This window comes from Gemmobacter sp. LW-1 (genome assembly GCF_001303875.1).
Lineage (GTDB): Bacteria > Pseudomonadota > Alphaproteobacteria > Rhodobacterales > Rhodobacteraceae > Gemmobacter > Gemmobacter caeni.
Genome location: NZ_LJSC01000057.1, coordinates 43,182 through 64,450, shown reverse-complemented (window position 1 = coordinate 64,450; position 21,269 = coordinate 43,182). Strand labels below are relative to the sequence as shown.

The following is a 21,269-nucleotide window of genomic DNA, read 5'->3' as shown; positions in this document are numbered from 1 at the left end:
TCTCAATGAGGCACTGACATGACCGATCAATCCCCCAACGCCACGCTGAACGCGCAATCCTTCATGGACGGCGCCAATGCCGATTACATCGACCAGCTTCAGGCCCGCTATGCCGCCGACCCGAATTCGGTCGATGCCGGCTGGGCCGCTTTCTTCAAGGCGCTGGGTGACAGCGAGCTGGAAGCCAAGCGCGCCGCTGCGGGCCCGTCCTGGGCGCGCAATGACTGGCCGCAGCAACCGGCGGACGAACTGACTGCCGCGCTGACCGGCGAATGGCCGCTGGTGCCGAAAGAGGCCAAGGGCGCGGGCAAGAAAATCGCCGAAAAGGCGGCCGAGGCCAATGTGGCCCTGACGCAGGAGCAGATTCAGCGCGCCGTGCTGGATTCGATCCGCGCCATCATGATCATCCGCGCCTACCGGATTCGCGGCCACCTGGCTGCCGATATCGACCCGCTGGGCATGCGCGACAGTTCCAACCACCCGGAACTGGACCCGAAATCCTATGGCTTCACCGAAGCCGACATGGATCGCCCGATCTTCATCGACAATGTGCTGGGCCTGACCCATGCCTCGATGCGGCAGATCATGGAGATCGTGAAGCGCACCTATTGCGGCACGTTCGCGCTGCAATACATGCACATTTCCGACCCTGAACAGGCCGCCTGGCTCAAGGAACGGATCGAAGGCTACGGCAAGGAAATCGCCTTCACCCGCGAAGGCCGCCGCGCCATCCTGAACAAGCTGGTCGAAGCCGAGGGCTTTGAGAAGTTCCTGCATGTCAAATACATGGGGACCAAGCGTTTCGGTCTGGATGGCGGCGAGGCGCTGATCCCCGCGATGGAACAGATCATCAAGCGGGGCGGTAATCTGGGGCTGAAGGAAATCGTCATCGGCATGCCGCACCGCGGTCGCCTGTCGGTTCTGGCCAATGTTCTGGGCAAACCCTACCGCGCGATCTTCAACGAATTCCAGGGCGGCAGCTTCAAGCCCGAGGATGTGGATGGCTCGGGCGACGTGAAATATCACCTCGGCGCCTCGTCGGACCGCACGTTCGACGGCAATACCGTCCACCTGTCGCTGACCGCGAACCCCTCGCACCTAGAGGCGGTGAACCCGGTCGTTCTGGGCAAGGTCCGTGCCAAGCAGGACCAGCTTGGCGATACGGAACGCCGTCAGGTTCTGCCGATCCTGCTGCATGGCGATGCGGCTTTCGCGGGTCAGGGCGTCGTGGCCGAATGCTTCCAGCTTTCGGGCATCAAGGGCCATCGCACCGGCGGCTGCATCCATATCGTCGTGAACAACCAGATCGGCTTCACCACCGCACCGCATTTCTCGCGCACCTCGCCTTATCCGACGGATATCGCGCTGATGGTCGAGGCGCCGATCTTCCATGTGAACGGCGACGATCCCGAAGCCGTGGTGCACGCCGCCCGCGTGGCGACCGAGTTCCGGCAGAAGTTCGGCAAGGATGTCGTTCTGGACATCTTCTGCTACCGCCGCTTTGGTCACAACGAGGGCGACGAGCCCATGTTCACCAACCCGATCATGTATAACCGCATCAAGCGTCACAAGACGACGCTTCAGCTTTATACCGACCGGCTGGTGAAGGATGGCCTGATCCCGGAAGGCGAGATCGAGGACATGAAAGCCGCTTTCCAGGCCCGCCTTAACGAAGAGTTCGAGGCTGGCAAGGAATTCAAGCCGAACAAGGCCGACTGGCTGGATGGCCGCTGGAAGAACATGTCGCGCGAAGGCGAGGAATATATCGCCGGCAATACCGCGATCAAACCCGAGACTCTGGCCGAGGTCGGCACCGCGCTGACCCGTGTGCCGGACGGGTTCGAGATCCACAAGACCGTCGCGCGCCAGCTGGAAGCCAAGAAGAAGATGTTCGAGACCGGCGCCGGTTTCGACTGGGCCACGGCGGAGGCACTGGCCTTCGGCTCGCTGCAAACCGAGGGCTATCCCGTGCGTCTGTCCGGTCAGGACTGCACGCGCGGCACCTTCTCGCAGCGGCATTCGGCCTTCATCGAGCAAGGCACCGAAGAGCGCTACTATCCGCTGAACCACATCCGGGCCGGTCAGGCGCGGTATGAGGTCATCGACTCGATGCTGTCGGAATATGCGGTGCTGGGCTTCGAATACGGTTATTCGCTGTCCGAGCCGAATGCGCTTGTGCTGTGGGAAGCCCAGTTCGGCGATTTCGCCAACGGCGCGCAGATCATGTTCGACCAGTTCATCAACTCGGGCGAAAGCAAGTGGCTGCGGATGTCCGGTCTGGTCATGCTGCTGCCGCACGGGTTCGAAGGGCAGGGGCCTGAACATTCGTCGGCACGTCCCGAGCGCTTCCTGCAACTTTCGGCGCAGGAAAACTGGATCGTGGCGAACTGCTCGACCCCGGCGAACTACTTCCACATCCTGCGGCGTCAGATCCACCGCGATTTCCGCAAGCCGCTGGTGCTGATGACGCCGAAGTCGCTGCTGCGGCATCCGATGTGTGTCTCGACCGCCGAGGATTTCACCACCGGCTCGTATTTCCATCGCGTGCTGTGGGATGACGCCCAGAAGGGCAATTCGTCACTGCAACTGAAGCCCGATGCCGAGATCCGGCGCGTGGTGATGTGCTCGGGCAAGGTCTACTATGACCTGCTGGCCGAACGGGATGCCCGAGGCGCCGATGATGTCTACCTGCTGCGCGTGGAACAGCTTTACCCCTTCCCGGCGCAATCGCTGCGCGCCGAACTGGGGCGCTTCCCGCAGGCCGAGGTGGTCTGGTGTCAGGAAGAACCGAAGAACCAGGGTTACTGGAGCTTCATCGAGCCGAATATCGAATGGGTGCTGGATCAGGTCGGTGGCGCTGCGAAACGCGCGCGCTATGCCGGCCGCACGGCCTCGGCTTCGCCCGCCACGGGCCTCGCCTCCAAACACAAAGTTGAACAGGAAGCGCTCGTGAATGATGCGCTGTCTTTCGAAGGGAAATAAGCCAATGACCGTTGAAGTTCGCGTTCCCGCCCTTGGCGAAAGCGTCACCGAAGCGACCATCGCGACCTGGTTCAAGAAGCCGGGCGATGCCGTTGCCGTCGATGAAATCCTCTGCGAGCTGGAAACCGACAAGGTGAGCCTCGACGTGCCCTCGCCCGCCGCGGGCGTGCTGGGCGAGATCGTCGCACAAGAAGGTGAAACCGTCGCTGCGGCCGCGTTGCTGGCGACGATCAACGAAGGCGCCACCGCTGCCGCAGCCCCCAAGGCCGAGGCGAAAGCCGAAGCCGCCGCTGCGGTGAACTCGCCCGGTGCAGGGCCGGAAACTCCGGCTGCCCGCAAGGACGTGGAAGATGCGCCTTCGGCCAAGAAAGCCATGGCCGAGGCGGGGATTTCCGCCGCGCAGGTGCAGGGCTCGGGCCGTGACGGCCGTGTGATGAAGGAAGACGTGGCCAAAGCCGTCGCTTCTGCCTCTGCCGCCGCACCGGCGCCCGCCCCGGTTTCGGTGCCGCGCGCGCCCGTCCCGGCCGATGATGCCGCCCGCGAAGAGCGCGTCAAGATGACCAAGCTGCGCCAGACCATCGCGCGTCGCCTGAAGGATAGCCAGAACACCGCCGCCATGCTGACGACCTATAACGAGGTCGACATGTCCGGCATCATGGGCCTGCGCAACGAATACAAGGACGTGTTCGAGAAGAAGCACGGCGTGAAGCTCGGCTTCATGTCCTTCTTCGTGAAAGCCTGCTGCCACGCCCTTAAGGAAGTGCCCGAAGTCAATGCCGAGATCGACGGCACCGACATCGTCTACAAGAACTACGTCCACATGGGTGTGGCTGTGGGCACGCCCTCGGGTCTTGTGGTGCCGGTGGTGCGCGACGCCGACCAGATGGGCTTTGCCGCGATCGAGAAAAAGATCGCCGAACTGGGCGTCCGCGCCCGTGACGGCAAGCTGTCGATGGCCGAAATGGCGGGCGGCAGCTTCACCATCTCGAATGGCGGCGTCTATGGCTCGCTGATGTCCTCGCCGATCCTGAACCCGCCGCAATCGGGGATCCTTGGCATGCACAAGATCCAGGACCGCCCGGTGGTGGTGAACGGCCAGATCGTCATCCGCCCGATGATGTATCTCGCGCTGAGCTACGATCACCGCATCGTCGACGGCAAGGGCGCCGTGACCTTCCTCGTCCGCGTGAAGGAAGCGCTGGAAGACCCGCGCCGGTTGTTGATGGATCTGTGATGCCCAATTGCCGCCTCCATATTTGAGGGGCGGCATCCTACTTTTGTGAGGCATCTGAGGAGCCCAGCTATGCCGGACTATCAGTATAAGAAGCCGTTCAAGGTTTATAACGTTGTTCCTGTCAAAGAAGTCTATGCACTGCTAAAGTCCATTGACCGCTCGGACCATAATACTCAAACAGCCGAAGATTATCTGATAGCTAAAGGGCTGACGGTTTATGGCCTAGTCGCACCTGTGGATGAACTATGCGATAAAGTTGGGGAGAAGGTCGTTCGGGACAACGTTGATCAACTGAAGCCGAAATGACCCCCGAACTCACCGCCCTCGCCCTCGCGGGCCTGCTGCAATCAGCCCAATACCTGCTCTTTGCCATCCCGGCGAACCGGGAGCTGGGCACGGGGTATACCTCCTCGGCACGGGACCGGCCGCCGTCGCGGCAACTCTCGCAGACCACCGCCCGCCTGCAACGCGCGCTGAACAACCATTTCGAGGGGCTGATCCTGTTCACCCTCGCAGTTGTGGTGGTCACGCTGGGCGGCAAGGCCTCGGGCCTGACCGCGGCCTGTGGCTGGGTCTACCTCGGTGCCCGCATCCTCTACGTTCCGGCCTATGCCTTCGGCTGGCGCCCCTGGCGCTCGGCCATCTGGGGCCTGGGCTTCCTCGCAACCCTCACCATGATTGTGGCCAGCCTGACCTGACCTTCATCTTGGTATAAATATCCTCGGGGGTCCGGGGGCAGACAGCCCCCGGCGCTCGACACCAAAGGAGACCGAAATGGCAGAATTCGATGTGATCGTGATCGGCGGCGGCCCCGGCGGCTATGTCTGCGCCATCCGTTGCGCGCAACTGGGCCTCAAGACCGCCGTGGTCGAAGGGCGCGAGACGCTGGGCGGCACCTGCCTGAACGTCGGCTGCATCCCCTCGAAGGCGCTGCTGCACGCGACGCATAACCTGCACGAAGTCCATGAAAACTTTGAAAAGATGGGCCTGATGGGCGCCAAGGTCAAAGTCGACTGGGACAAGATGCAGGCCTACAAGCAGGATGTCGTGAACGGCAATACCAAGGGCATCGAATTCCTGTTCAAGAAGAACAAGGTGACCTGGCTAAAGGGCTGGGGCTCGATACCTGCCGCCGGTCAGGTCAAGGTCGGCGACGAGGTTCACAGCGCGAAGAACATCGTCATCGCCACCGGCTCGGAACCCGCGAGTCTGCCGGGCGTGACCGTGGATGAAGAGGTGGTCGTCACCTCCACCGGCGCGCTGTCGCTGAAATCGGTGCCGAAATCGCTGGTGGTGATCGGTGCGGGCGTGATCGGGCTGGAGATGGGCTCGGTCTATGCCCGTCTGGGCGCCGAGGTGACGGTGGTCGAATATCTTGACGCCATCACCCCCGGCATGGATGCCGAAGTGGCCAAGAGCTTCCAGAAGCTGCTGGCCAAGCAGGGCATCAAATTCGTGCTGGGCGCGGCGGTGCAGGGCACTGAGCGGACCAAGAAGGGCGCGAAAGTGTCCTACAAGCTGCGCAAGGATGAAAGCGCGCATGAGATCGAGGCGGATGCCGTGTTGGTGGCCACCGGCCGCAAACCCTATACCGCCGGTCTGGGGCTGGAAGCCCTGGGCGTGGCGATGGAGCCGCGCGGGCAGGTCACGATCGACAGCCATTTCCAGACCAGCGTGAAGGGCATCTATGCCATCGGCGACGCGGTGGTCGGCCCGATGCTGGCCCACAAGGCCGAGGACGAGGGCATGGCGGTGGCCGAGGTTCTGGCCGGCAAGCATGGCCATGTGAACTACGATGTCATCCCCGGCGTGATCTACACCGCGCCCGAGGTGGCTTCGGTCGGCAAGACGGAAGAGCAGCTGAAGGCCGAAGGCCGCGCCTACAAGGTTGGCAAGTTCCCCTTCATGGGCAATGCGCGCGCCAAGGCGATCTTCCAGGCTGATGGCTTCGTCAAGATGTTGGCCGACAAGGAAACCGACCGGGTTCTGGGTTGCCACATCATCGGCCCCGGTGCGGGCGATCTGATCCACGAGGTCTGCGTGGCGATGGAATTCGGCGCCTCGGCGCAGGATATCGCGCTGACCTGCCATGCCCACCCGACCTATTCGGAAGCGGTGCGCGAGGCGGCGCTGGCCTGTGGTGACGGTGCGATCCACGCCTGAGGGACGCTTATCAAGCGGAAACGCCCCGGACTGATGTCCGGGGCGTTGCTGTTTTCAGTATTATGGCCCGCGATGCGGGCCATGGAAGATGAGTATTTGGGCAAGAAGCAAGGGCGCTTCGGGTTATTCGGCCGCCACCGGCGTCGGATCGACCAGCGCCACGATGTCGAGCATGATGCGGTTCAGCTCGAAATCCTTCGGCGTATAGACGGCGGCGACGCCCATGGCGCGGAGTTTCGCGGCGTCGTCCTCGGGGATGATGCCGCCGACGACAACGGGGATGTTGCCGAGGCCTGCGGCCTTCATGCGCTCCATCGTTTCGGCAATCAGTGGCAGGTGGCTGCCCGAGAGGATCGAGAGGCCGACGACATGCGCCTCCTGCTCTGCTGCAGCGGTGACGATTTCGACAGGGGTCAGGCGGATACCATCGTAGTGGATGTCCATGCCGCAATCGCGGGCGCGGGCGGCGATCTGTTCGGCGCCATTGGAATGGCCGTCGAGCCCCGGTTTGCCGACCAGGAACTTGAGCTGCCGGCCGAGGCGTGACGAGACGGCCGACACCGCCTCGCGGATCGGGTCCAGCCCCTCGGTGCGGTTGGAGCGGTTCTTGGACACGCCGGTCGGGCCGCGATACTGGCCGAAGGCGGTGCGCACGGTGGCGCCCCATTCGCCGGTGGTGGCACCGGCCTTTGCGGCGGCGATGGAGGCGGGCATGACGTTGCGGCCATCGGCGCAGGCTTCGCGCAGGGTGGCGAGTGCGGTCTTGACCGCCGCCTCGTCCCGGGTTGCGCGCCATTGGGTCAGGCGTTCGATCTGGTCGCGCTCGGCGGCTTCATCCACCACCATGATGGCGCCATCGCCGGCGGTCAGCGGCGAGGGGGCGGCCTCGGTCCAGCGGTTCACCCCGACCACCACGGTTTCATTGCCTTCGATCCGGGCGATGCGTTCTGCATTGGCCTCGACCAGACGGCCCTTCATGTATTCGATGGAGGCGACGGCACCGCCCATGGCGTCGATCTGCGCCAGTTCTTCGCGCGCGCCCTGTTTCAGGGCCGCGACCTTCGCGTCCACCGCCGGGTTGCCGTCGAACAGATCGCCATATTCCAGCAGGTCGGTTTCATAGGCGAGGATCTGCTGCATGCGCAGCGACCATTGCTGATCCCAGGGACGGGGCAGGCCGAGCGCCTCGTTCCAGGCGGGCAATTGCACGGCGCGGGCGCGGGCTTTTTTCGACAGCGTCACCGCCAGCATTTCGATCAGGATGCGGTAGACGTTGTTTTCCGGCTGCTGTTCGGTCAGGCCGAGCGAATTGACCTGCACGCCATAGCGGAAGCGGCGATACTTCGCATCGGTGATGCCATAGCGGTCGAGCAGGATTTCATCCCACAGGTCCACGAAGGCGCGCATCTTGCACATTTCGGTGATAAAGCGGATGCCCGCGTTCACGAAGAACGAGATGCGGCCCACCATGTTCGGGAAATCCTCGGGCGTGACCTTGCCCTTGAGGTCGTCCAGCACCGCGCAGGCGGTGGCGAGGGCAAAGGCAAGCTCCTGCTCGGGCGTCGCGCCCGCCTCTTGCAGGTGATAGGAACACACGTTCATCGGGTTCCATTTCGGCAAGTGCTTTTGCGTATAGGCCGCGACATCGGTGATCATGCGCAGGCTGGGCTTGGGCGGGCAGATATAGGTGCCGCGCGACAGATATTCCTTGATGATGTCGTTCTGCACGGTGCCTTGCAGTTTCGATACATCGGCGCCCTGTTCCTCGGCCACCGCGATGTACAGCGCCAGCAGCCAGGGCGCCGTGGCATTGATCGTCATCGAGGTGTTCATCTGTTCCAGCGGGATCTCGTCGAACAGTGCCCGCATGTCGCCCAGATGGTTCACCGGCACGCCGACCTTGCCCACTTCGCCGCGCGACAATTCGTGATCGCTGTCATAGCCGGTCTGGGTGGGCAGGTCGAAGGCGACGGAAAGCCCGGTCTGCCCCTTGGCGAGGTTGGTGCGGTAAAGCGCATTCGACGCCTTCGCCGTGGAGTGGCCCGCATAGGTGCGGAACAGCCAGGGGGCATCTTTCTTGGCTTCGGTCATGGCGGCCTCGTGAATCGGGTTGGCAATTTTATTGCTTGAACGAAGATATGCGGGAAAGATTATGGCATTGTCAATTCGCCGCGTCGCAGCATGGCCGGATTTACGCAGATGCGGCGATGGCCTAGGTTCAGGCTATGACCGAAACGGTAGAGCTTCCTCTCTGGCTGGTGGTGCTGGCCCTGATCCTTGCCGCCGTGGCTGCATTGGAGCGGGTTCTGATGCCTTCGGCACGCTGGTTCCTGCGGCGGCGGGCCGAGCGGCTGGTGGCGCGGCTGAATATCCATCTGGCGCGGCCGATCCGCCCGTTCCGCCTTATGGCGCGGGCGGATCGCATCGTGCAGCTGACCTATGATCCCAAGGTGGTGCAGGCCGCGATGGACCATGCGCAGGAAACCGGCACGCCCGAGCCGGTCGCCTTCGAGGCTGCCCGCAAGGCCGCGCGAGAAATCGTGCCGGGCTTTTCGGCGCTGGTCTATTTTGGTGTGGCGACGCGATTGGCGCGCTGGCTCAGCCGGGCGCTTTACACGGTGCGCGTGCGGCCGGTGGATGCGGCGCTGGCCGGGATCGACCGTGAGGCGACGGTGGTTTTCGTGATGAATCATCGCAGCAATATGGATTATGTGCTGGTCACCTGGCTCGTCGCCAACCGTTCGGCGCTGAGCTATGCGGTGGGGGAATGGGCCCGCGTCTGGCCGCTGTCGGCGATGATCCGGGCGATGGGCGCCTATTTCATTCGCCGTGGCTCGCGCGATCCGCTTTATCGCCGGGTGCTGGCGCGCTATGTGCAGATCATCACCGCCGAAGGCGTGACGCAGGCGATTTTCCCCGAGGGCGGCCTGAGCCTTGATGGCCGGGTTGGCGCGGCGCGAATGGGGTTGCTTTCCTACATCTTGCAGGACTTTGGGCCGGACCATCGCGATGTGGTGTTCGTGCCGGTTGGCATCGGATATGACCGGGTGCTGGAAGATCGGCTGCTGGTCGAGGCGGCGGCCAAAGGGGAACGCAGGTTCCGGGCAGGCCCGCTGGGGGTGCTGGGGTTCCTCTGGCGTATGGCGCGGCGCAAGTGGAAAGGCACCTATTCCGGTTTTGGCCATGCCGGGGTGGCTTTCGGGGCGCCGATATCCCTGCGGGACTGGCTGGCCACGCATCCCGCCGATGCCGAGGCGTTGGGGGCGGCCCTGATGCAGCGGGTGGGCGAGGCTGTGCCGGTGCTGCCGGTGCCTCTGGCCGCCGCCGCCCTGCGCAGAGGGGCGGCAGCCGTGCCGGAACTAGTGTCGCGGGCCATGGCGCTGGCGCAAGATCTGCGCGCGCAAGGCGCGGTGATGGAACTGGGTGAGGCCCCGGAGACAGCACTGGTCGGGGCGTTCGAGGTTTTGCGGATGCGGGGGATGATGGATGCTGCGGGGCAGGTGCCTGCGGACCAGATGGCGCTGCTGGCCTTTCAGGCGGGCACCGTGGAGCAGCGGATTTCAAATTCAATAAGTTGAATTTGTTTATGTGACATGCTATCTGAGTCGCAAGGGCGCATTTCGCGCCCATGGAGATGGAGCTTCACATGACCCTCGATCGCACGATCTTCCTTTTCGCCGGCGTGATGGTGCTGCTCAGCGTCGCGCTGACCGTCTGGGTGTCGCCCTACTTCGTCTGGTTCACCGTCTTTATCGGCGCGAACCTGATCCAGTCGTCGTTTACCGGCTTCTGCCCTGCGGCCATGATCTTCCGTGCTTTCGGCATCAAGGCCGGTTGCGCCTTCCAGTAAGGAAATCCGCGCCCGCTTGACGCAGATCATGGCGGGCGCAAAATCCTCATGTGAAAATTTGTTGCATTGTAGTATAATGCGCGAGCAACATGAGGAGGATTGAATGACCCACAAGATCCTGTGCCCGACCGACGGCACCGACCATTCGAATATCGCCGTTGCCTATGCCGCCGAACTGGCGGCCAAATCAGGGGCCGCGCTGTCGATCTGCCTCGTCAATGTGGCCCATGGCGGCGCGAAGGGCCCGCTGATCCATCACTGGACCGATGCCGAAGTCGTGGCGCTGCTTGATGCGGCGGTGGCACTGGCCGGTCAGCACGGCGCGCCGGACGTCAAGCGCGTCGATATCGTCAGCCGCGAGGCGGCGGCGGGCATCGTCCATTATGCAGAACAGAATGGCTACGACCACATCGTCGTCGGCACCGGCGACAAGCGCGGAATTTCGCGGCTGATGCTGGGGTCAGTTGCTGCCGATGTCATGGCGCGTGCGCATTGCACGGTGACTGTGGCACGCTGACGCTGTTTGCCCCGGCCGGTTTCCGTTATGCTGCATCGCAGAATAAGGGGGAATCGGATGGGCAAGGTCATCACGGTCGCACAGCAGAAGGGCGGGGCGGGCAAGACCACGCTTGCCGCGAATCTTGCTGTCTGTCTGGTGCGGCAGGGGCTGGATGTCGCGCTGGTGGACAGCGATCCACAAGGCAGCCTTGGCCGCTGGTTCATGACCCGGCTCGACCGACTGGGTGAGCCGGACATGGATTTCTCCACCGCCTCGGCCTGGGGGGTCGGCTATGAATGCAAGAAATTGCGCGCGCACCATGACGTTGTGATCGTCGATACCCCGCCCAAGGTCGACAGCGATCTTCGCCCAGCACTGCGCGAGGCCGATCTCGTGCTGGTGCCGGTTGCGGCCAGCCATGTGGATCTCTGGGCTACGGATGGCGTGCTGGATCTGGTGGCGCGGGAAAGCGGGCGGGCGCTCATCGTGCTCAATCGCATGAACACAGGCACCCGGCTGGCCGAGGATGTCGCCAGGGCGGCCGAGGGCGTAGCGCGGGTTGCGAAGTCGCGACTTGCGGCGCGGGTGGCCTTTGCCGAAACGCTGGGGCAGGGGCTGGGGGTTGCGGAAGGGCGCGGCGCCGCGGCGGCCGAGGCGCGCGCGCTTATGGCCGAGGTTCTTGACGAACTCGACCTCGGGGCCGAAACCTAGAACACGTCGAACAGGTAAAGCAGGATGATCAGCGGGATCGGAATGCCGATCAGCCAGGCCAGAATACCTTTCATCTTATCCTCCGTCGGTTGCTGAACAGGCAACGTTCGCGGGGCCGTGATGGTTCCGTGTATGTCGCTGCATCACGCTTTCGCGCAGGGGGATGTTCGCCCGCGCAGAGCCGACTATATTGCGGCCATGATGCTTCGTTCCGCCCTTCTGGCCCCGCTCGCCGCGCTTGTCTTCGCCCTGCCCGCGCAGGCCGAGAAGATTTCGCTTTCCGCCCTGTCGAAATACCTCAACGGGTTGACCACCGTTGAATCGCAGTTCACGCAGGTGAACAGCGATGGCAGCATCGGCACCGGCACTATCTATATCTCGCGCCCCGGCCGGGTGCGGTTTGAATACGCGCCCCCCGACAAATCGCTGGTGCTGGCCAGTTCCGGCAATGTGGCGATCTTCGACCGCAAGTCGAACCAGCCGCCAGAGCAATATCCGCTGGCCAAGACACCGCTGAACCTGATCCTGGCGAAGAATGTCGATCTGGCGCAGGCGAAAATGGTGATCGGCCACCGCGAGGATGGCAATACCACGCGCGTCGTGGCGCAAGACCCGAAGCACCCGGAATACGGCAGCATCGAAATGGTGTTTACCGCCAATCCGGTGGAACTGCGCCAGTGGATCATCACCGATGACGCCGGCAGCACGACAACTGTGATCCTGGGCGAGATGGCCAAGGGCCGCAGTTTCAAGCCCGGCTTCTTCGATATCCCGCTGGAGATGGAGCGGCGCAACTAGGCGCCGCCCTCTTATCTTCCGCAGCCGGAAAGCTGCGAGGCGTAATTGTCGGCGCGCTGTTGCACCCGGTTCGCCACGTCAACCAGCCAGGTTTTCGCATTGTAGCTGCCATTGGCAAAGCCTGTGCGACCTTCGTGATAGGCAAGATACTGGCTGCGGGCATCCCATTTGGAAACGCCCAGACGTTTCTCGGTGCCATCCATGTACCAGCCCATGAAATCGGTCGCATCGTCGATCCGGTCCCGCTTGGCCCGACCGTTGCGCGTTTCCTTCTGGTACTCTTCCCAGGTGCCGTCCAGCGCCTGGCTATAGCCATAGGCCGTGCTTTGCCGCCCCATCGGAATGATCCCCAGCGCAAAACGATGCGGGGTGCGGGCATTGCCGATGAATTTGCTTTCCTGATGGATGGTCGCCATCTGCACATGCACCGGCACGCCCCAGCGGCGTTCCGTCGCCTTCATGGCGCGGTAGTATTCCGGGCGCTCCCGCAGGATCGCACAGGCATCGTCGAGATTGCGTGGCGCCGCAAACCTGCTGCCCCCGCCGCAGGAGGCGAGGAGAAGAAGAAGGATCGACGCACGGAGAAGTCTGCTCATCTGCCCCTCGCGTGTCTTTGTTTTTTGCAAGGATATGCGATTTCCTGCGGGGGGGAAATGGGGCGCCGCAGGATTTCACATCAGTATTCCGCGAGCGGTACAGGCAAACTGTGGGTCGATGCCTGACAGACTGTTTCCCCCCGAATCACCCGCGCCCAGTGGACCTGAGGCGATCAAAGGATTAGGAGTCGCCAAAGGGGGTCCGTCACGAATGCTCAAGGCGCAGGCGAAATATCATCTCGGCCAGGTGCTGCGGCATCGGAAACACCCGTTTCGCGGGGTGGTTTTCGACGTGGACGCCATGTTCTCGAATACCGAGGAATGGTATGCCGCCATGCCCGAGGACAGCCGCCCGGAGCGGGACCAGCCCTTCTATCACCTTCTGGCTGAAAACGACCAAAGCTATTACGTCGCTTATGTGTCAGAGCAGAACCTGATCCCGGACGAAACGGGCGAGCCGGTGGATCACCCCGACCTGCACGATCTGTTCGGCGATTTCGAGGACGGGCGTTACCCTCTGCAATTCAACCTGAATTGAGACGCAGCGGGCGGTCCCGCTGGTTCCGGTCAGGTTCATACCCCAGAGCTTTCAATACCCCAGGGCGCAGCCGTCCTTGCGCGGGTCTGACGCGCCTTCCAGAACGCCCGAGGGGTGGATGAGAATGGCCTGCGCGCCGCCGATCGGCTCTTCGGCCGTCTGAACCGCATGCCCCATCCCGGCCAGTTCGGCAGCAACCGCCGGATCATAGCCGCGCTCCAGCGTGAATCCTTCCGGCGTAGTGAAGCAGCGCGGGGCGTCGATAGCCTCCTGCAGCTCCATCCCGTAGTCGCGCAGGTTGGTGACCAGCCGGGCATGGCCGCAAGGCTGATAGGCGCCGCCCATGACGCCAAAGGGCATGGTCACGCGGCCGCTTTCGGCCAGCATGCCGGGGATGATCGTGTGCATCGGGCGCTTGCCACCCGCCGCCTCGTTCGGGTGGCCCGGTGTCAGGCTGAAGCCCGCGCCGCGGTTCTGGAAATTGATGCCGAATTTGGTGGAGGCAAGCCCCGCCCCGAAGCCCCAGAAGATCGAATAGATCAGCGAAACCGCCATGCGGTCGCGGTCCACCACGGTGATATAAACCGTGTCCTTGTGAACCGCCTCGGCCAGGGCCGCAGGGTTGGCACTGGCGCGGCGCGGGTCGATCAGCGCCGCCAGCCGGGCCGCGGTTTCGGGCGCCAGCATATGTGCCAGCCGTGTCGTATGGTCGGGGTCGGCCAGGAAACGGTTGCGTGCGTCATAGGCGAGCTTCGCGGCCTCTGCCTCGATATGGGCGCGGGCGGCCCCGAAGGAGGCCATGGCGGGCAGATCGAAATGCGACAGGATGTTCAACAGCAGCAGCGCTGTCGCGCCCTGGCCATTTGGCGGATGTTCGATCACCTCGGCGCCTTTGTAGGGGGCGGCGACCGGATCGGTATAGAAGCTTCGCACCTCGGCCAGATCGTCCATCGTATGCGGCCCGCCCAGCGCATTCAGCGAGGCGATCATGTCTTCGGCAACTTCGCCCTCGTAGAACCCGGCCCTCCCCTCGCGGGCAACGCGGCGCAGAACCTCGGCCTGACCGGGCGCGCGGAAGATCTGACCGATTTTCGGGGCACCGCCGTCCAGCAGGAAGTGCCGCCGCGCCTCGCCCTGCAAAACCGCCGCATCTGTGGCCCAGTCAAAAGCGACGCGCGGGGCGACCGGCACACCTTCCTCGGCATAGCGGATGGCGGGGGCAAGCGCCTCGGCCAGCCCGATCCGGCCCCAATCGGCGCTGAGCCGGCAGAAGGCATCCATCGCGCCGGGCAACGTCACGGCGTCAATGCCGTGAATTGGCATGACCGTCAGCCCTCTGGCGCGCAGGGCATCGGCAGACAGGCCTGCCGGCGCGGCGCCCGAGCCATTCAGCGCGATCACCCGCTCTTCCCCGGCGGGCTTCATCAGGATGAAGCAATCGCCGCCGATCCCGGTCATCTGCGGTTCGCAAATACCCAGCAGCACCGCCCCGGCGATGGCCGCATCGGCGGCATTGCCCCCGGATTGCAATACATCCAGGGCGACCTTCGCCGCCAGCGGATGCGAGGTGGCACAGACGCCATTGCTGGCCAGTACTGCCGATCGTCCGGGTTTCTGAAAATCACGCATCTGACCCTCCGCTTTGCAGCGAGGTTAGGGCGCGCGAACAGGAAGGGGAAGAGCCTCGGCGCCGCGATCTGGGTGGGGGCTTTCTCACAGCGCCGAGGGAAGCCTTGTGCAGCTACACCGCGTTGTTGGCAGAATGCTGCGGCGCTTTTGGGCGAAGATTGTGGCGGCATTCCGGCATTTTTTCCGCCGGACAGGCAATGCGCCCCCTGTGCGCTCATTGATGCCACGGCACGATCAGTGTCAGATCGTTCTGACCGTTGCGGTGACGATAGGTCAACCCGGCGCAAAGGCTGCGAATCAGGAACCAGCCAAAGCCGCCCTCCGGCAGGTTTGCCTCCGTCATGGGGGGCGGGTGGCCCGCAGGGGCGGCAAGCCCCGGCATCGGCAGGCCGTAATCGATCACCTGACAGATCATGCCCGTTGCACCGGGAGACAGACATAGCCCGATCCGCCCTGGTGCGGCGGGATAGGCATGTTCGGCGATGTTGTTCAGTATTTCGGCCAGAACGATTTCCAGGCGCTGCCGGAAATCGCTGTCGCCGGTCAGGTCGGGCCGGGCCATCAGGCCGGTCAGGGCCGCACGCACTTCGACCGGGGTTGCGGTGATGCGCAGGCAGATCGGGGCAGGATCAGACATGCGATTGCGGCATCCCGTATCAGCCCGCCTCCCTCAATCCGGCGGGCAGATCGGGGTGGATCAGGAAAACGCTGTCCATCCGGGTCAGACGAAACACCTTGTCCACGGCGGGGGTCAGTCCCGCAAGTTCCAGCCGTCGGTCTGGACCAAGCAGTTTCATCACGGCGACCACGGCACCGAGGCCGGAACTGTCGAGGAACCGCACGCGCGACATGTCGATCAGCACGCGCGTCCCCGCCCGGCCCGCCAGTTCGCGCATCGCATCCTTGAACTGGATCGCGCAGGCAGCGTCGATCCGGTCTGCGCCCACCTCGACCACCAGGGTGTCCGCCAGTTCCCTTGCATACAGGTTCATGTTCCGCTTCCTTCTGTCGATGGCTTGCAGGTTACGGCGCGTTCGTTAGCATCCGGTAAGCGCCAGCCGGCAATTTCAGGAGGCCCGATGACACCCGACTATTCAGAACTCGCGCGCAGCATCGCGGCATTATGCGCGGGTGAAACCGATACCGTGGCGCTGATGGCGACGGTGGTCTGCGAGTTGCATCACGGGCATCCTCTGTCGGACTGGACCGGGTTCTACCGCGTGACCGGGCCCGAGCTTCTGAAGATCGGTCCCTATCAGGGCGGGCATGGCTGTCTGGTGATACCGTTCAGCCGCGGGGTCTGTGGCGCGGCGGCACGGACGGGTGAGGTGCAGCTTGTGCCGGATGTCGAGGCCTTCCCCGATCATATCGCCTGCTCGTCCACCACCCGGTCGGAGCTGGTGATGCCGGTGCGCAACGGGGCGGGGCGCCTGCTGGGGGTGCTGGATCTGGACAGCAATACCGAGGCGGCCTTCACCGAAACCGATGTCCGTCATCTGACGACGATTCTGGAGGATGTGTTCCGCCATGCCGAATGAGGTTCACCGTGGCGCCTGCCTGTGCGGGGCGGTGGTTTTTGAGGTGGAAACGCCGCTGCGCGATGTGGTCGCCTGTCATTGTACCCAGTGCCGCAAGACCTCGGGGCATTACTGGGCAGCATCCTCGGTGCCACACGAGAGGTTCCGGCTGATCCGGGCGGATGGGCTTGTCTGGTACCGCTCCTCCCCGACGGCGCGTCGCGGGCATTGCGGCGGTTGCGGGGCTGCGCTGTTCTGGCAGCCCGAGGGCGAAGCGCGGATATCCTTTTCACCTGGCGCATTGGAAACTGCGACCGGCTTGCAGACCGAGGCGCATATCTTCACCGAAGATGGCGGCGACTATTATGCCGAAAGCACCGCCGCACCTGCGACGCCGGGCGCCCGCCTGAAAGCCTCGTGCCTGTGCGGTGACTGCGTCCTTGACCTGCCCGCACCCTCCGGGCCGATCACCGCCTGTCATTGCGTGCAATGCCGCAAGGCTTCGGGTCACTTCAGCGCCAGTTTCGATGTGTCCGAGCAGAGTGTCCACTGGCAGCGCCGTGACGGGCTGGCGGAATACCGCAGCGCGGCGGGTGGCACACGCGGCTTCTGCCGCTCCTGCGGGTCAAGCCTGTGGTTCCGGGCCGCCGATGGCGCGTTTTCGGTCGAGGCCGGTGCGGTGGACGGGCCGACCGGCGGGAAACTGGCCGCGCATATCTTCGTGGCCGAGCGGGGCGACTACTACAGCCTCGACGATGCCGTGCCGCAGTTCGCAGGGGCCGAGCCTTGACGCGCCGCCCCGCGCCGCAGACAGTGCGGAACGACAGCAAACCAAGAGGGTGCCCGTGGCGCTGAGTTTCCGGCAGACCGAAATTCTGGCCATCGCGCGCAGCGAAGGCCGCGTGGTGGTCGAAACCCTGGCCGAACGCTTTGGCGTGACGCTGCAAACCATCCGCCGCGACCTGACGGAACTCGCCGAGGCCGGGCATCTGGACCGGGTTCATGGCGGGGCGGTCATCCGGGCCGGGGTCAGCAATATCGGTTATGAAGAGCGGCGCGGGATGCATGGGGGCGCCAAATCCGCGATTGGCCGGGCCTGCGCGCAGGCGATCCCCGACAATTGCTCGATGATCCTCAACCTGGGCACCACGACCGAGGCGGTGGCCCGCGAATTGTTGCACCACCGCGAAATCACCGTTGTCACCAACAACATGAACGTGGCCAATATCCTTGTGGCCAACCCCTCGTGCGAGATCATGGTGGCGGGCGGCGCGCTGCGACGGTCCGATGGCGGGCTGGTGGGGGAGCTGACCTCGCAGTTCATGGAGCAGTTCAAGGTCGATTACGGTGTCATCGGCATCTCGGCGCTCGACCCTGATGGCGACCTGCTGGACTATGACCTGAACGAGGTCCGGGTTTCGAAGGCGATCATTCGGCAATCGCGCCGGGTCTATCTGGTTACCGATGCGTCGAAGCTGGAACGTTCGGCCCCGGCCCGGCTGGCGAGCCTTGCCGATATCGACGCGATCTTCATCGACCGCCCGCTGCCAGAGGCGCTGATGCAGCGCTGCCGCGACTGGGGCACCGAGGTGCATGTGGCTGTGCAATCTGCCGGGTGAGGCGCGCGCGGCAGGCCGCCGGGCGCGCGGGCGAGCCCGCAAAGCAGGCCATGTGGCATTGATCCCCTGCGCGGAGGGCGATATCACCGGGGGGACCAGACCCCGGACCGCATCATGAACCGACTGTATCACGTTCCTCTTTCCCCCTTTTGCCGCAAGGTCCGCCTGACCCTTGCGGAGAAACGGATTGAGGTGGAGCTGGTCGAGGAGCGTTACTGGGAGCAGCAACCCGATTTCCTGCGCCGCAACCCGGCAGGCAAGGTGCCGGTGCTGCGGATGGAAAGCCGGTTGATGAGCGAAAGCCAGGCGATCTGCGAATGGCTGGAAGAGGCCTATCCGACGCCCGCGCTGATGCCCCGCGATGTGGACGCGCGCTATGAGGTGCGCCGCCTGTGCAACTGGTTTGACGACAAGTTCCACAACGAGGTGACTTCGAAGCTGCTGTATGAACGGGTGAACCGCAAGGTGCAGGGCACGGGTTACCCCGACAGCAAGGCGGTGAAGTTCGGAGCGAGCCGGATCAAGTATCACCTCGATTACATGGCGTGGCTCCTTGATCAGCGCCGCTGGCTGGCGGGCGACAGCATGACGCTGGCCGATTTCGCGGCTGCCGCGCATCTGAGCTGTCTGGACTATATCTCGGATGTCGACTGGAACCGGCATGCGGTGGTGAAGGACTGGTATGTAAAGCTGAAATCCCGGCCGAGTTTCCGCACCCTGCTGGCGGATCAGGTGCCCGGCTTCACTCAGCCCGGTCATTACGCCGATCTGGATTTCTGAACCCGGCCGCCGGGGGCCAGCCCCCGGACCCCCGGAGTATTTGGGCAATGAGCAAGGGCATGGAGCCTTCGGTGCTGAAGGACCGTCTGGTCGCGCGGGCGGTGGAGGAGGGTTTCTCCAAGACCGGGATCTGCGCGCCGGATGCCGTGCCCGAAGCGGCCGGGCGGTTGCGGACGTTTCTGGCCGCCGGACGGCACGGGCAGATGGGCTGGATGGCCGAGCGCGAGGGCTGGCGCGGGTCGGCGGCGGCGCTTTGGCCTGAGGCGCGATCGGTGATCATGCTGGCCGAGGTTTATACGCCCGAGGTTGATCCGCTGGCGGTGCTGGCGCAGCGCGAAAGGGCGGCGATCAGCGTCTATGCGCAGGGCAAGGATTATCATGATCTGGTGAAACGGCGGCTGAAGCGGCTGGGGCGCTGGCTGCTGGACCAGGCGGGGGGCGAGATCAAGGTTTTCGTCGATACCGCGCCGGTGATGGAAAAGCCGCTGGCGCAGGCTGCGGGTCTGGGATGGCAGGGCAAGCATACCAACCTGCTGGCGCGTGATCTGGGCAGCTGGTTCTTTCTGGGCGCAATCTTCACCACGCTGGATCTGCCGAAGGACGTGGCCGAGGTCAGCCATTGCGGATCGTGCCGTGCCTGTCTGGACATCTGCCCGACCGGCGCTTTCCCCGCGCCCTATCAGCTGGATGCGCGGCGCTGCATTTCCTATCTGACGATCGAGCACAAAGGGCCGGTGGAGCCGGATTTGCGCGCCCTGATGGGCAACCGGATTTACGGCTGCGATGATTGTCTGGCGGTTTGCCCGTGGAACAAGTTCGCGCAGGCGGCGCGGGACGCGGGCTATCAGCCACGCGTTGGCGCCCCCGAGCTTGCGGAACTGGCGGCGCTGGATCACACTGCGTTTCGTGCGCGTTTCGCGGGCAGCCCGATCAAGCGGATCGGGCGGGACCGTTTCGTGCGCAATGTCCTCTATGCTATCGGGAATTCGGGTGAGGTCGCGCTGCGCGGGGCCGCCAGTGCCCTGCTTGCAGACCCGGATCCCGTTGTGGCCGAGGCCGCCGCCTGGGCGGTTGATCGCCTTTCGCGGTGCTGAGGGGTTGGGAAGGGACCGATTCGGTCCTATATTGCCTTAAGGCAACCGGAGGAGATGGCCATGAGCAAGCACCTTGCAGACAAGCGCAAGCCCTCGGACGGCGGGCGGACCCGGCAGTTCCTGCGTATCGACCATGATGGCAGCGAGAAGCTGTGGGACGGGCTGCGCCGGCGCCCCACCGAGAAGCCCGTGGCGAACCGCCGCGCCGCCGAATACCTGCGGATTGACCGCGGCGATCAGGTCTGAGCCGCGCGCAACCTGTCCCGCAGTGTCGCGATCTCGTCGGTCAGAGACCGGATCGTCGTGGGGTCAAGGCCGCTTTGCGCCAGAAAACAGGCCGGGATTTCTGTCGCCTCTGCCCGCAGGCCCAGGCCCTTTTCGGTCAGCCGCAGCCGCACCTGACGCTCATCCTGCGCGTCGCGGCTGCGGGTCAGAAAGCCCGCTGACTCCATGCGTTTGAGCATCGGGGTCAGCGTATTGCTTTCCAGTTGCAGCGCTTGCGCAAGCCGGGACATCGGCTGATCATCGGTTTCCCATAGAAGCGTCAGTACGAGGAACTGCGGGTAGGTCAGCCCCATGCGATCCAACAGGGGTTTGTAGCTCGCCTGAACGGCGTGGCTGGCGGAATACAGAGCGAAGCACAGAAGCTGCGAGAGCGGGAGGGGCTGGGTCATTCCGTAAATGTAAATCGTGCGCGATTAAATCGCAAGGGATTGACGCATCGTCCGAAGCATGTATCTTGCGCGATATTATCGTGTAAGATAGAAATGGAGAGAGAAGATGGTCAAAGAGATCGTTTACCGCACCGCCGCCGAAGCCAAGGGCGGTGGTCGCAACGGGCAGTCCGCCACGCTGGACGGTGCGCTGGGTGTCACGCTGAGCGTGCCGAAGGAAATGGGGGGCGAGGGTAAGGGCAATAACCCGGAACAGCTTTTCGCAGTGGGTTATGCGGCCTGCTATCTGGGCGCCCTGCGGTTCGCTGCCAGCAACGAGAAGATTGGCGAGGTTCCGGCGGAAGCGACGGTTCAGGCCGAGGTCGGTATCGGACCGCGCGCCGAAGGTGGCTTTGGGATCGCGGTGACCCTGACGGTTCATCTGCCGGGGGTGGAGCGCCAGGTCGCGCAGCGCATGGTCGAGCGCGGGCATTTCATCTGCCCCTATTCGAATGCAATCAAGGGCAATGTTCATGTGGTGACCATTCTGGCCTGATGTGAAAAGGCCCGGCTCCTGATAGGGCCGGGCCTTTCGCCTTGTTGCAG

The 21,269-nt window shown here is 63.9% G+C and carries 24 protein-coding genes; 18 read left to right on the top strand and 6 right to left on the bottom strand.

Features of this window, described 5'->3' with window-relative positions:
• Nucleotides 1-18: 18 nt before the first annotated feature.
• The 5 genes from AO684_RS17725 to lpdA all read left to right on the top strand — a co-directional run bounded on the left by AO684_RS17725 (nt 19) and on the right by lpdA (nt 6,379).
• Nucleotides 19-2,982 carry a 2-oxoglutarate dehydrogenase E1 component gene (locus tag AO684_RS17725; protein ID WP_054304053.1) on the top strand — a complete coding sequence of 988 codons (2,964 nt, stop codon included), beginning with the start codon at nt 19-21 and terminating at the stop codon, nt 2,980-2,982.
• 4 nt (nt 2,983-2,986) lie between these two features.
• Nucleotides 2,987-4,216, top strand: a complete 1,230-nt coding sequence (gene odhB, locus AO684_RS17720) for a 2-oxoglutarate dehydrogenase complex dihydrolipoyllysine-residue succinyltransferase (RefSeq protein ID WP_054304052.1) — start codon at nt 2,987-2,989, stop codon at nt 4,214-4,216.
• A 69-nt stretch (nt 4,217-4,285) separates the two neighbouring features.
• Nucleotides 4,286-4,522: a hypothetical protein gene (locus AO684_RS17715; protein WP_054304051.1), complete on the top strand. Its 237-nt coding sequence runs from the start codon at nt 4,286-4,288 to the stop codon at nt 4,520-4,522.
• Nucleotides 4,519-4,914 carry an MAPEG family protein gene (locus tag AO684_RS17710; protein WP_054304050.1) on the top strand — a complete coding sequence of 132 codons (396 nt, stop codon included), beginning with the start codon at nt 4,519-4,521 and terminating at the stop codon, nt 4,912-4,914. Before AO684_RS17715 ends, AO684_RS17710 begins: the two co-directional genes overlap by 4 nt.
• Before the next feature lie 76 nt (nt 4,915-4,990).
• Nucleotides 4,991-6,379 carry a dihydrolipoyl dehydrogenase gene (lpdA, locus tag AO684_RS17705; protein ID WP_054304049.1) on the top strand — a complete coding sequence of 463 codons (1,389 nt, stop codon included), beginning with the start codon at nt 4,991-4,993 and terminating at the stop codon, nt 6,377-6,379.
• A 123-nt stretch (nt 6,380-6,502) separates the two neighbouring features.
• Here lpdA and AO684_RS17700 read toward each other — a convergent pair whose 3' ends face one another.
• The gene (locus tag AO684_RS17700; RefSeq protein ID WP_054304048.1) at nt 6,503-8,470 is read right to left on the bottom strand and encodes a protein meaA; all 1,968 of its coding nucleotides are present in this window, start codon (nt 8,468-8,470) and stop codon (nt 6,503-6,505) included.
• Between the two features lie 134 nt (nt 8,471-8,604).
• Between AO684_RS17700 and AO684_RS17695 the strand changes: the two genes are divergently transcribed.
• The 5 genes from AO684_RS17695 to AO684_RS17675 all read left to right on the top strand — a co-directional run bounded on the left by AO684_RS17695 (nt 8,605) and on the right by AO684_RS17675 (nt 12,237).
• Complete coding sequence (locus AO684_RS17695) at nt 8,605-9,957, top strand: 1-acyl-sn-glycerol-3-phosphate acyltransferase (RefSeq protein ID WP_054304047.1); 1,353 nt, start codon at nt 8,605-8,607, stop codon at nt 9,955-9,957.
• 68 nt (nt 9,958-10,025) lie between these two features.
• Entirely contained in the window at nt 10,026-10,229 is a 204-nt protein-coding gene (locus AO684_RS17690) for a DUF2892 domain-containing protein (protein WP_054304102.1), read from the top strand.
• Nucleotides 10,230-10,332: 103 nt separating this feature from the next.
• Entirely contained in the window at nt 10,333-10,746 is a 414-nt protein-coding gene (locus AO684_RS17685; protein ID WP_054304046.1) for a universal stress protein, read from the top strand.
• Between the two features lie 57 nt (nt 10,747-10,803).
• Nucleotides 10,804-11,439, top strand: coding sequence for a ParA family partition ATPase (parA, locus tag AO684_RS17680; protein ID WP_054304045.1), 636 nt, complete (start codon nt 10,804-10,806; stop codon nt 11,437-11,439).
• A gap of 198 nt (nt 11,440-11,637) precedes the next feature.
• Nucleotides 11,638-12,237 (top strand): outer membrane lipoprotein carrier protein LolA, encoded by a 600-nt coding sequence (locus AO684_RS17675; RefSeq protein ID WP_054304101.1) that lies wholly within the window; start codon nt 11,638-11,640, stop codon nt 12,235-12,237.
• Between the two features lie 11 nt (nt 12,238-12,248).
• Here the strand turns inward: AO684_RS17675 and AO684_RS17670 are convergent, their stop codons facing one another.
• Complete coding sequence (locus AO684_RS17670; protein ID WP_054304044.1) at nt 12,249-12,833, bottom strand: hypothetical protein; 585 nt, start codon at nt 12,831-12,833, stop codon at nt 12,249-12,251.
• 211 nt (nt 12,834-13,044) lie between these two features.
• Between AO684_RS17670 and hspQ the strand changes: the two genes are divergently transcribed.
• The gene (gene hspQ, locus AO684_RS17665; protein WP_054304043.1) at nt 13,045-13,371 is read left to right on the top strand and encodes a heat shock protein HspQ; all 327 of its coding nucleotides are present in this window, start codon (nt 13,045-13,047) and stop codon (nt 13,369-13,371) included.
• 51 nt (nt 13,372-13,422) lie between these two features.
• On the opposite strand, the gene AO684_RS17660 is transcribed toward hspQ, so the two are convergent.
• From AO684_RS17660 to AO684_RS17650, 3 genes are all read right to left on the bottom strand, one after another.
• A complete protein-coding gene (locus AO684_RS17660) occupies nt 13,423-15,000 on the bottom strand; it encodes a gamma-glutamyltransferase family protein (protein ID WP_054304042.1) in 1,578 nt (525 codons plus the stop codon).
• Between the two features lie 214 nt (nt 15,001-15,214).
• The gene (locus AO684_RS17655; protein ID WP_054304041.1) at nt 15,215-15,637 is read right to left on the bottom strand and encodes an ATP-binding protein; all 423 of its coding nucleotides are present in this window, start codon (nt 15,635-15,637) and stop codon (nt 15,215-15,217) included.
• A gap of 19 nt (nt 15,638-15,656) precedes the next feature.
• Nucleotides 15,657-15,992, bottom strand: a complete 336-nt coding sequence (locus AO684_RS17650) for an STAS domain-containing protein (RefSeq protein WP_054304040.1) — start codon at nt 15,990-15,992, stop codon at nt 15,657-15,659.
• A gap of 87 nt (nt 15,993-16,079) precedes the next feature.
• On the opposite strand from AO684_RS17650, the gene AO684_RS17645 reads away from it, so the two are divergent.
• The 6 genes from AO684_RS17645 to AO684_RS17620 all read left to right on the top strand — a co-directional run bounded on the left by AO684_RS17645 (nt 16,080) and on the right by AO684_RS17620 (nt 20,256).
• Nucleotides 16,080-16,538 carry a GAF domain-containing protein gene (locus AO684_RS17645; protein ID WP_054304039.1) on the top strand — a complete coding sequence of 153 codons (459 nt, stop codon included), beginning with the start codon at nt 16,080-16,082 and terminating at the stop codon, nt 16,536-16,538.
• On the top strand, nt 16,528-17,307 hold the full coding sequence (locus tag AO684_RS22635; RefSeq protein ID WP_082401094.1) for a GFA family protein: 780 nt from the start codon (nt 16,528-16,530) through the stop codon (nt 17,305-17,307). The genes AO684_RS17645 and AO684_RS22635 overlap by 11 nt, the downstream gene beginning before the upstream one ends.
• Nucleotides 17,308-17,362: 55 nt before the next feature.
• Nucleotides 17,363-18,136 carry a DeoR/GlpR family DNA-binding transcription regulator gene (locus tag AO684_RS17635; protein ID WP_054304038.1) on the top strand — a complete coding sequence of 258 codons (774 nt, stop codon included), beginning with the start codon at nt 17,363-17,365 and terminating at the stop codon, nt 18,134-18,136.
• Nucleotides 18,137-18,250: 114 nt separating this feature from the next.
• On the top strand, nt 18,251-18,916 hold the full coding sequence (locus tag AO684_RS17630) for a glutathione S-transferase family protein (protein WP_054304037.1): 666 nt from the start codon (nt 18,251-18,253) through the stop codon (nt 18,914-18,916).
• 47 nt (nt 18,917-18,963) lie between these two features.
• Nucleotides 18,964-20,010: a tRNA epoxyqueuosine(34) reductase QueG gene (gene queG, locus AO684_RS17625; RefSeq protein ID WP_235451316.1), complete on the top strand. Its 1,047-nt coding sequence runs from the start codon at nt 18,964-18,966 to the stop codon at nt 20,008-20,010.
• Between the two features lie 60 nt (nt 20,011-20,070).
• A complete protein-coding gene (locus AO684_RS17620; protein ID WP_054304036.1) occupies nt 20,071-20,256 on the top strand; it encodes a hypothetical protein in 186 nt (61 codons plus the stop codon).
• Here the strand turns inward: AO684_RS17620 and AO684_RS17615 are convergent.
• A complete protein-coding gene (locus AO684_RS17615; protein WP_054304035.1) occupies nt 20,247-20,684 on the bottom strand; it encodes a MarR family winged helix-turn-helix transcriptional regulator in 438 nt (145 codons plus the stop codon). The two genes, AO684_RS17620 and AO684_RS17615, sit on opposite strands and share 10 nt — an antisense overlap.
• 106 nt (nt 20,685-20,790) lie before the next feature.
• Here AO684_RS17615 and AO684_RS17610 point away from each other — a divergent pair, with 106 nt between their 5' ends.
• A complete protein-coding gene (locus AO684_RS17610; RefSeq protein ID WP_054304034.1) occupies nt 20,791-21,219 on the top strand; it encodes an organic hydroperoxide resistance protein in 429 nt (142 codons plus the stop codon).
• The last annotated feature ends 50 nt before the right edge of the window (nt 21,220-21,269 follow it).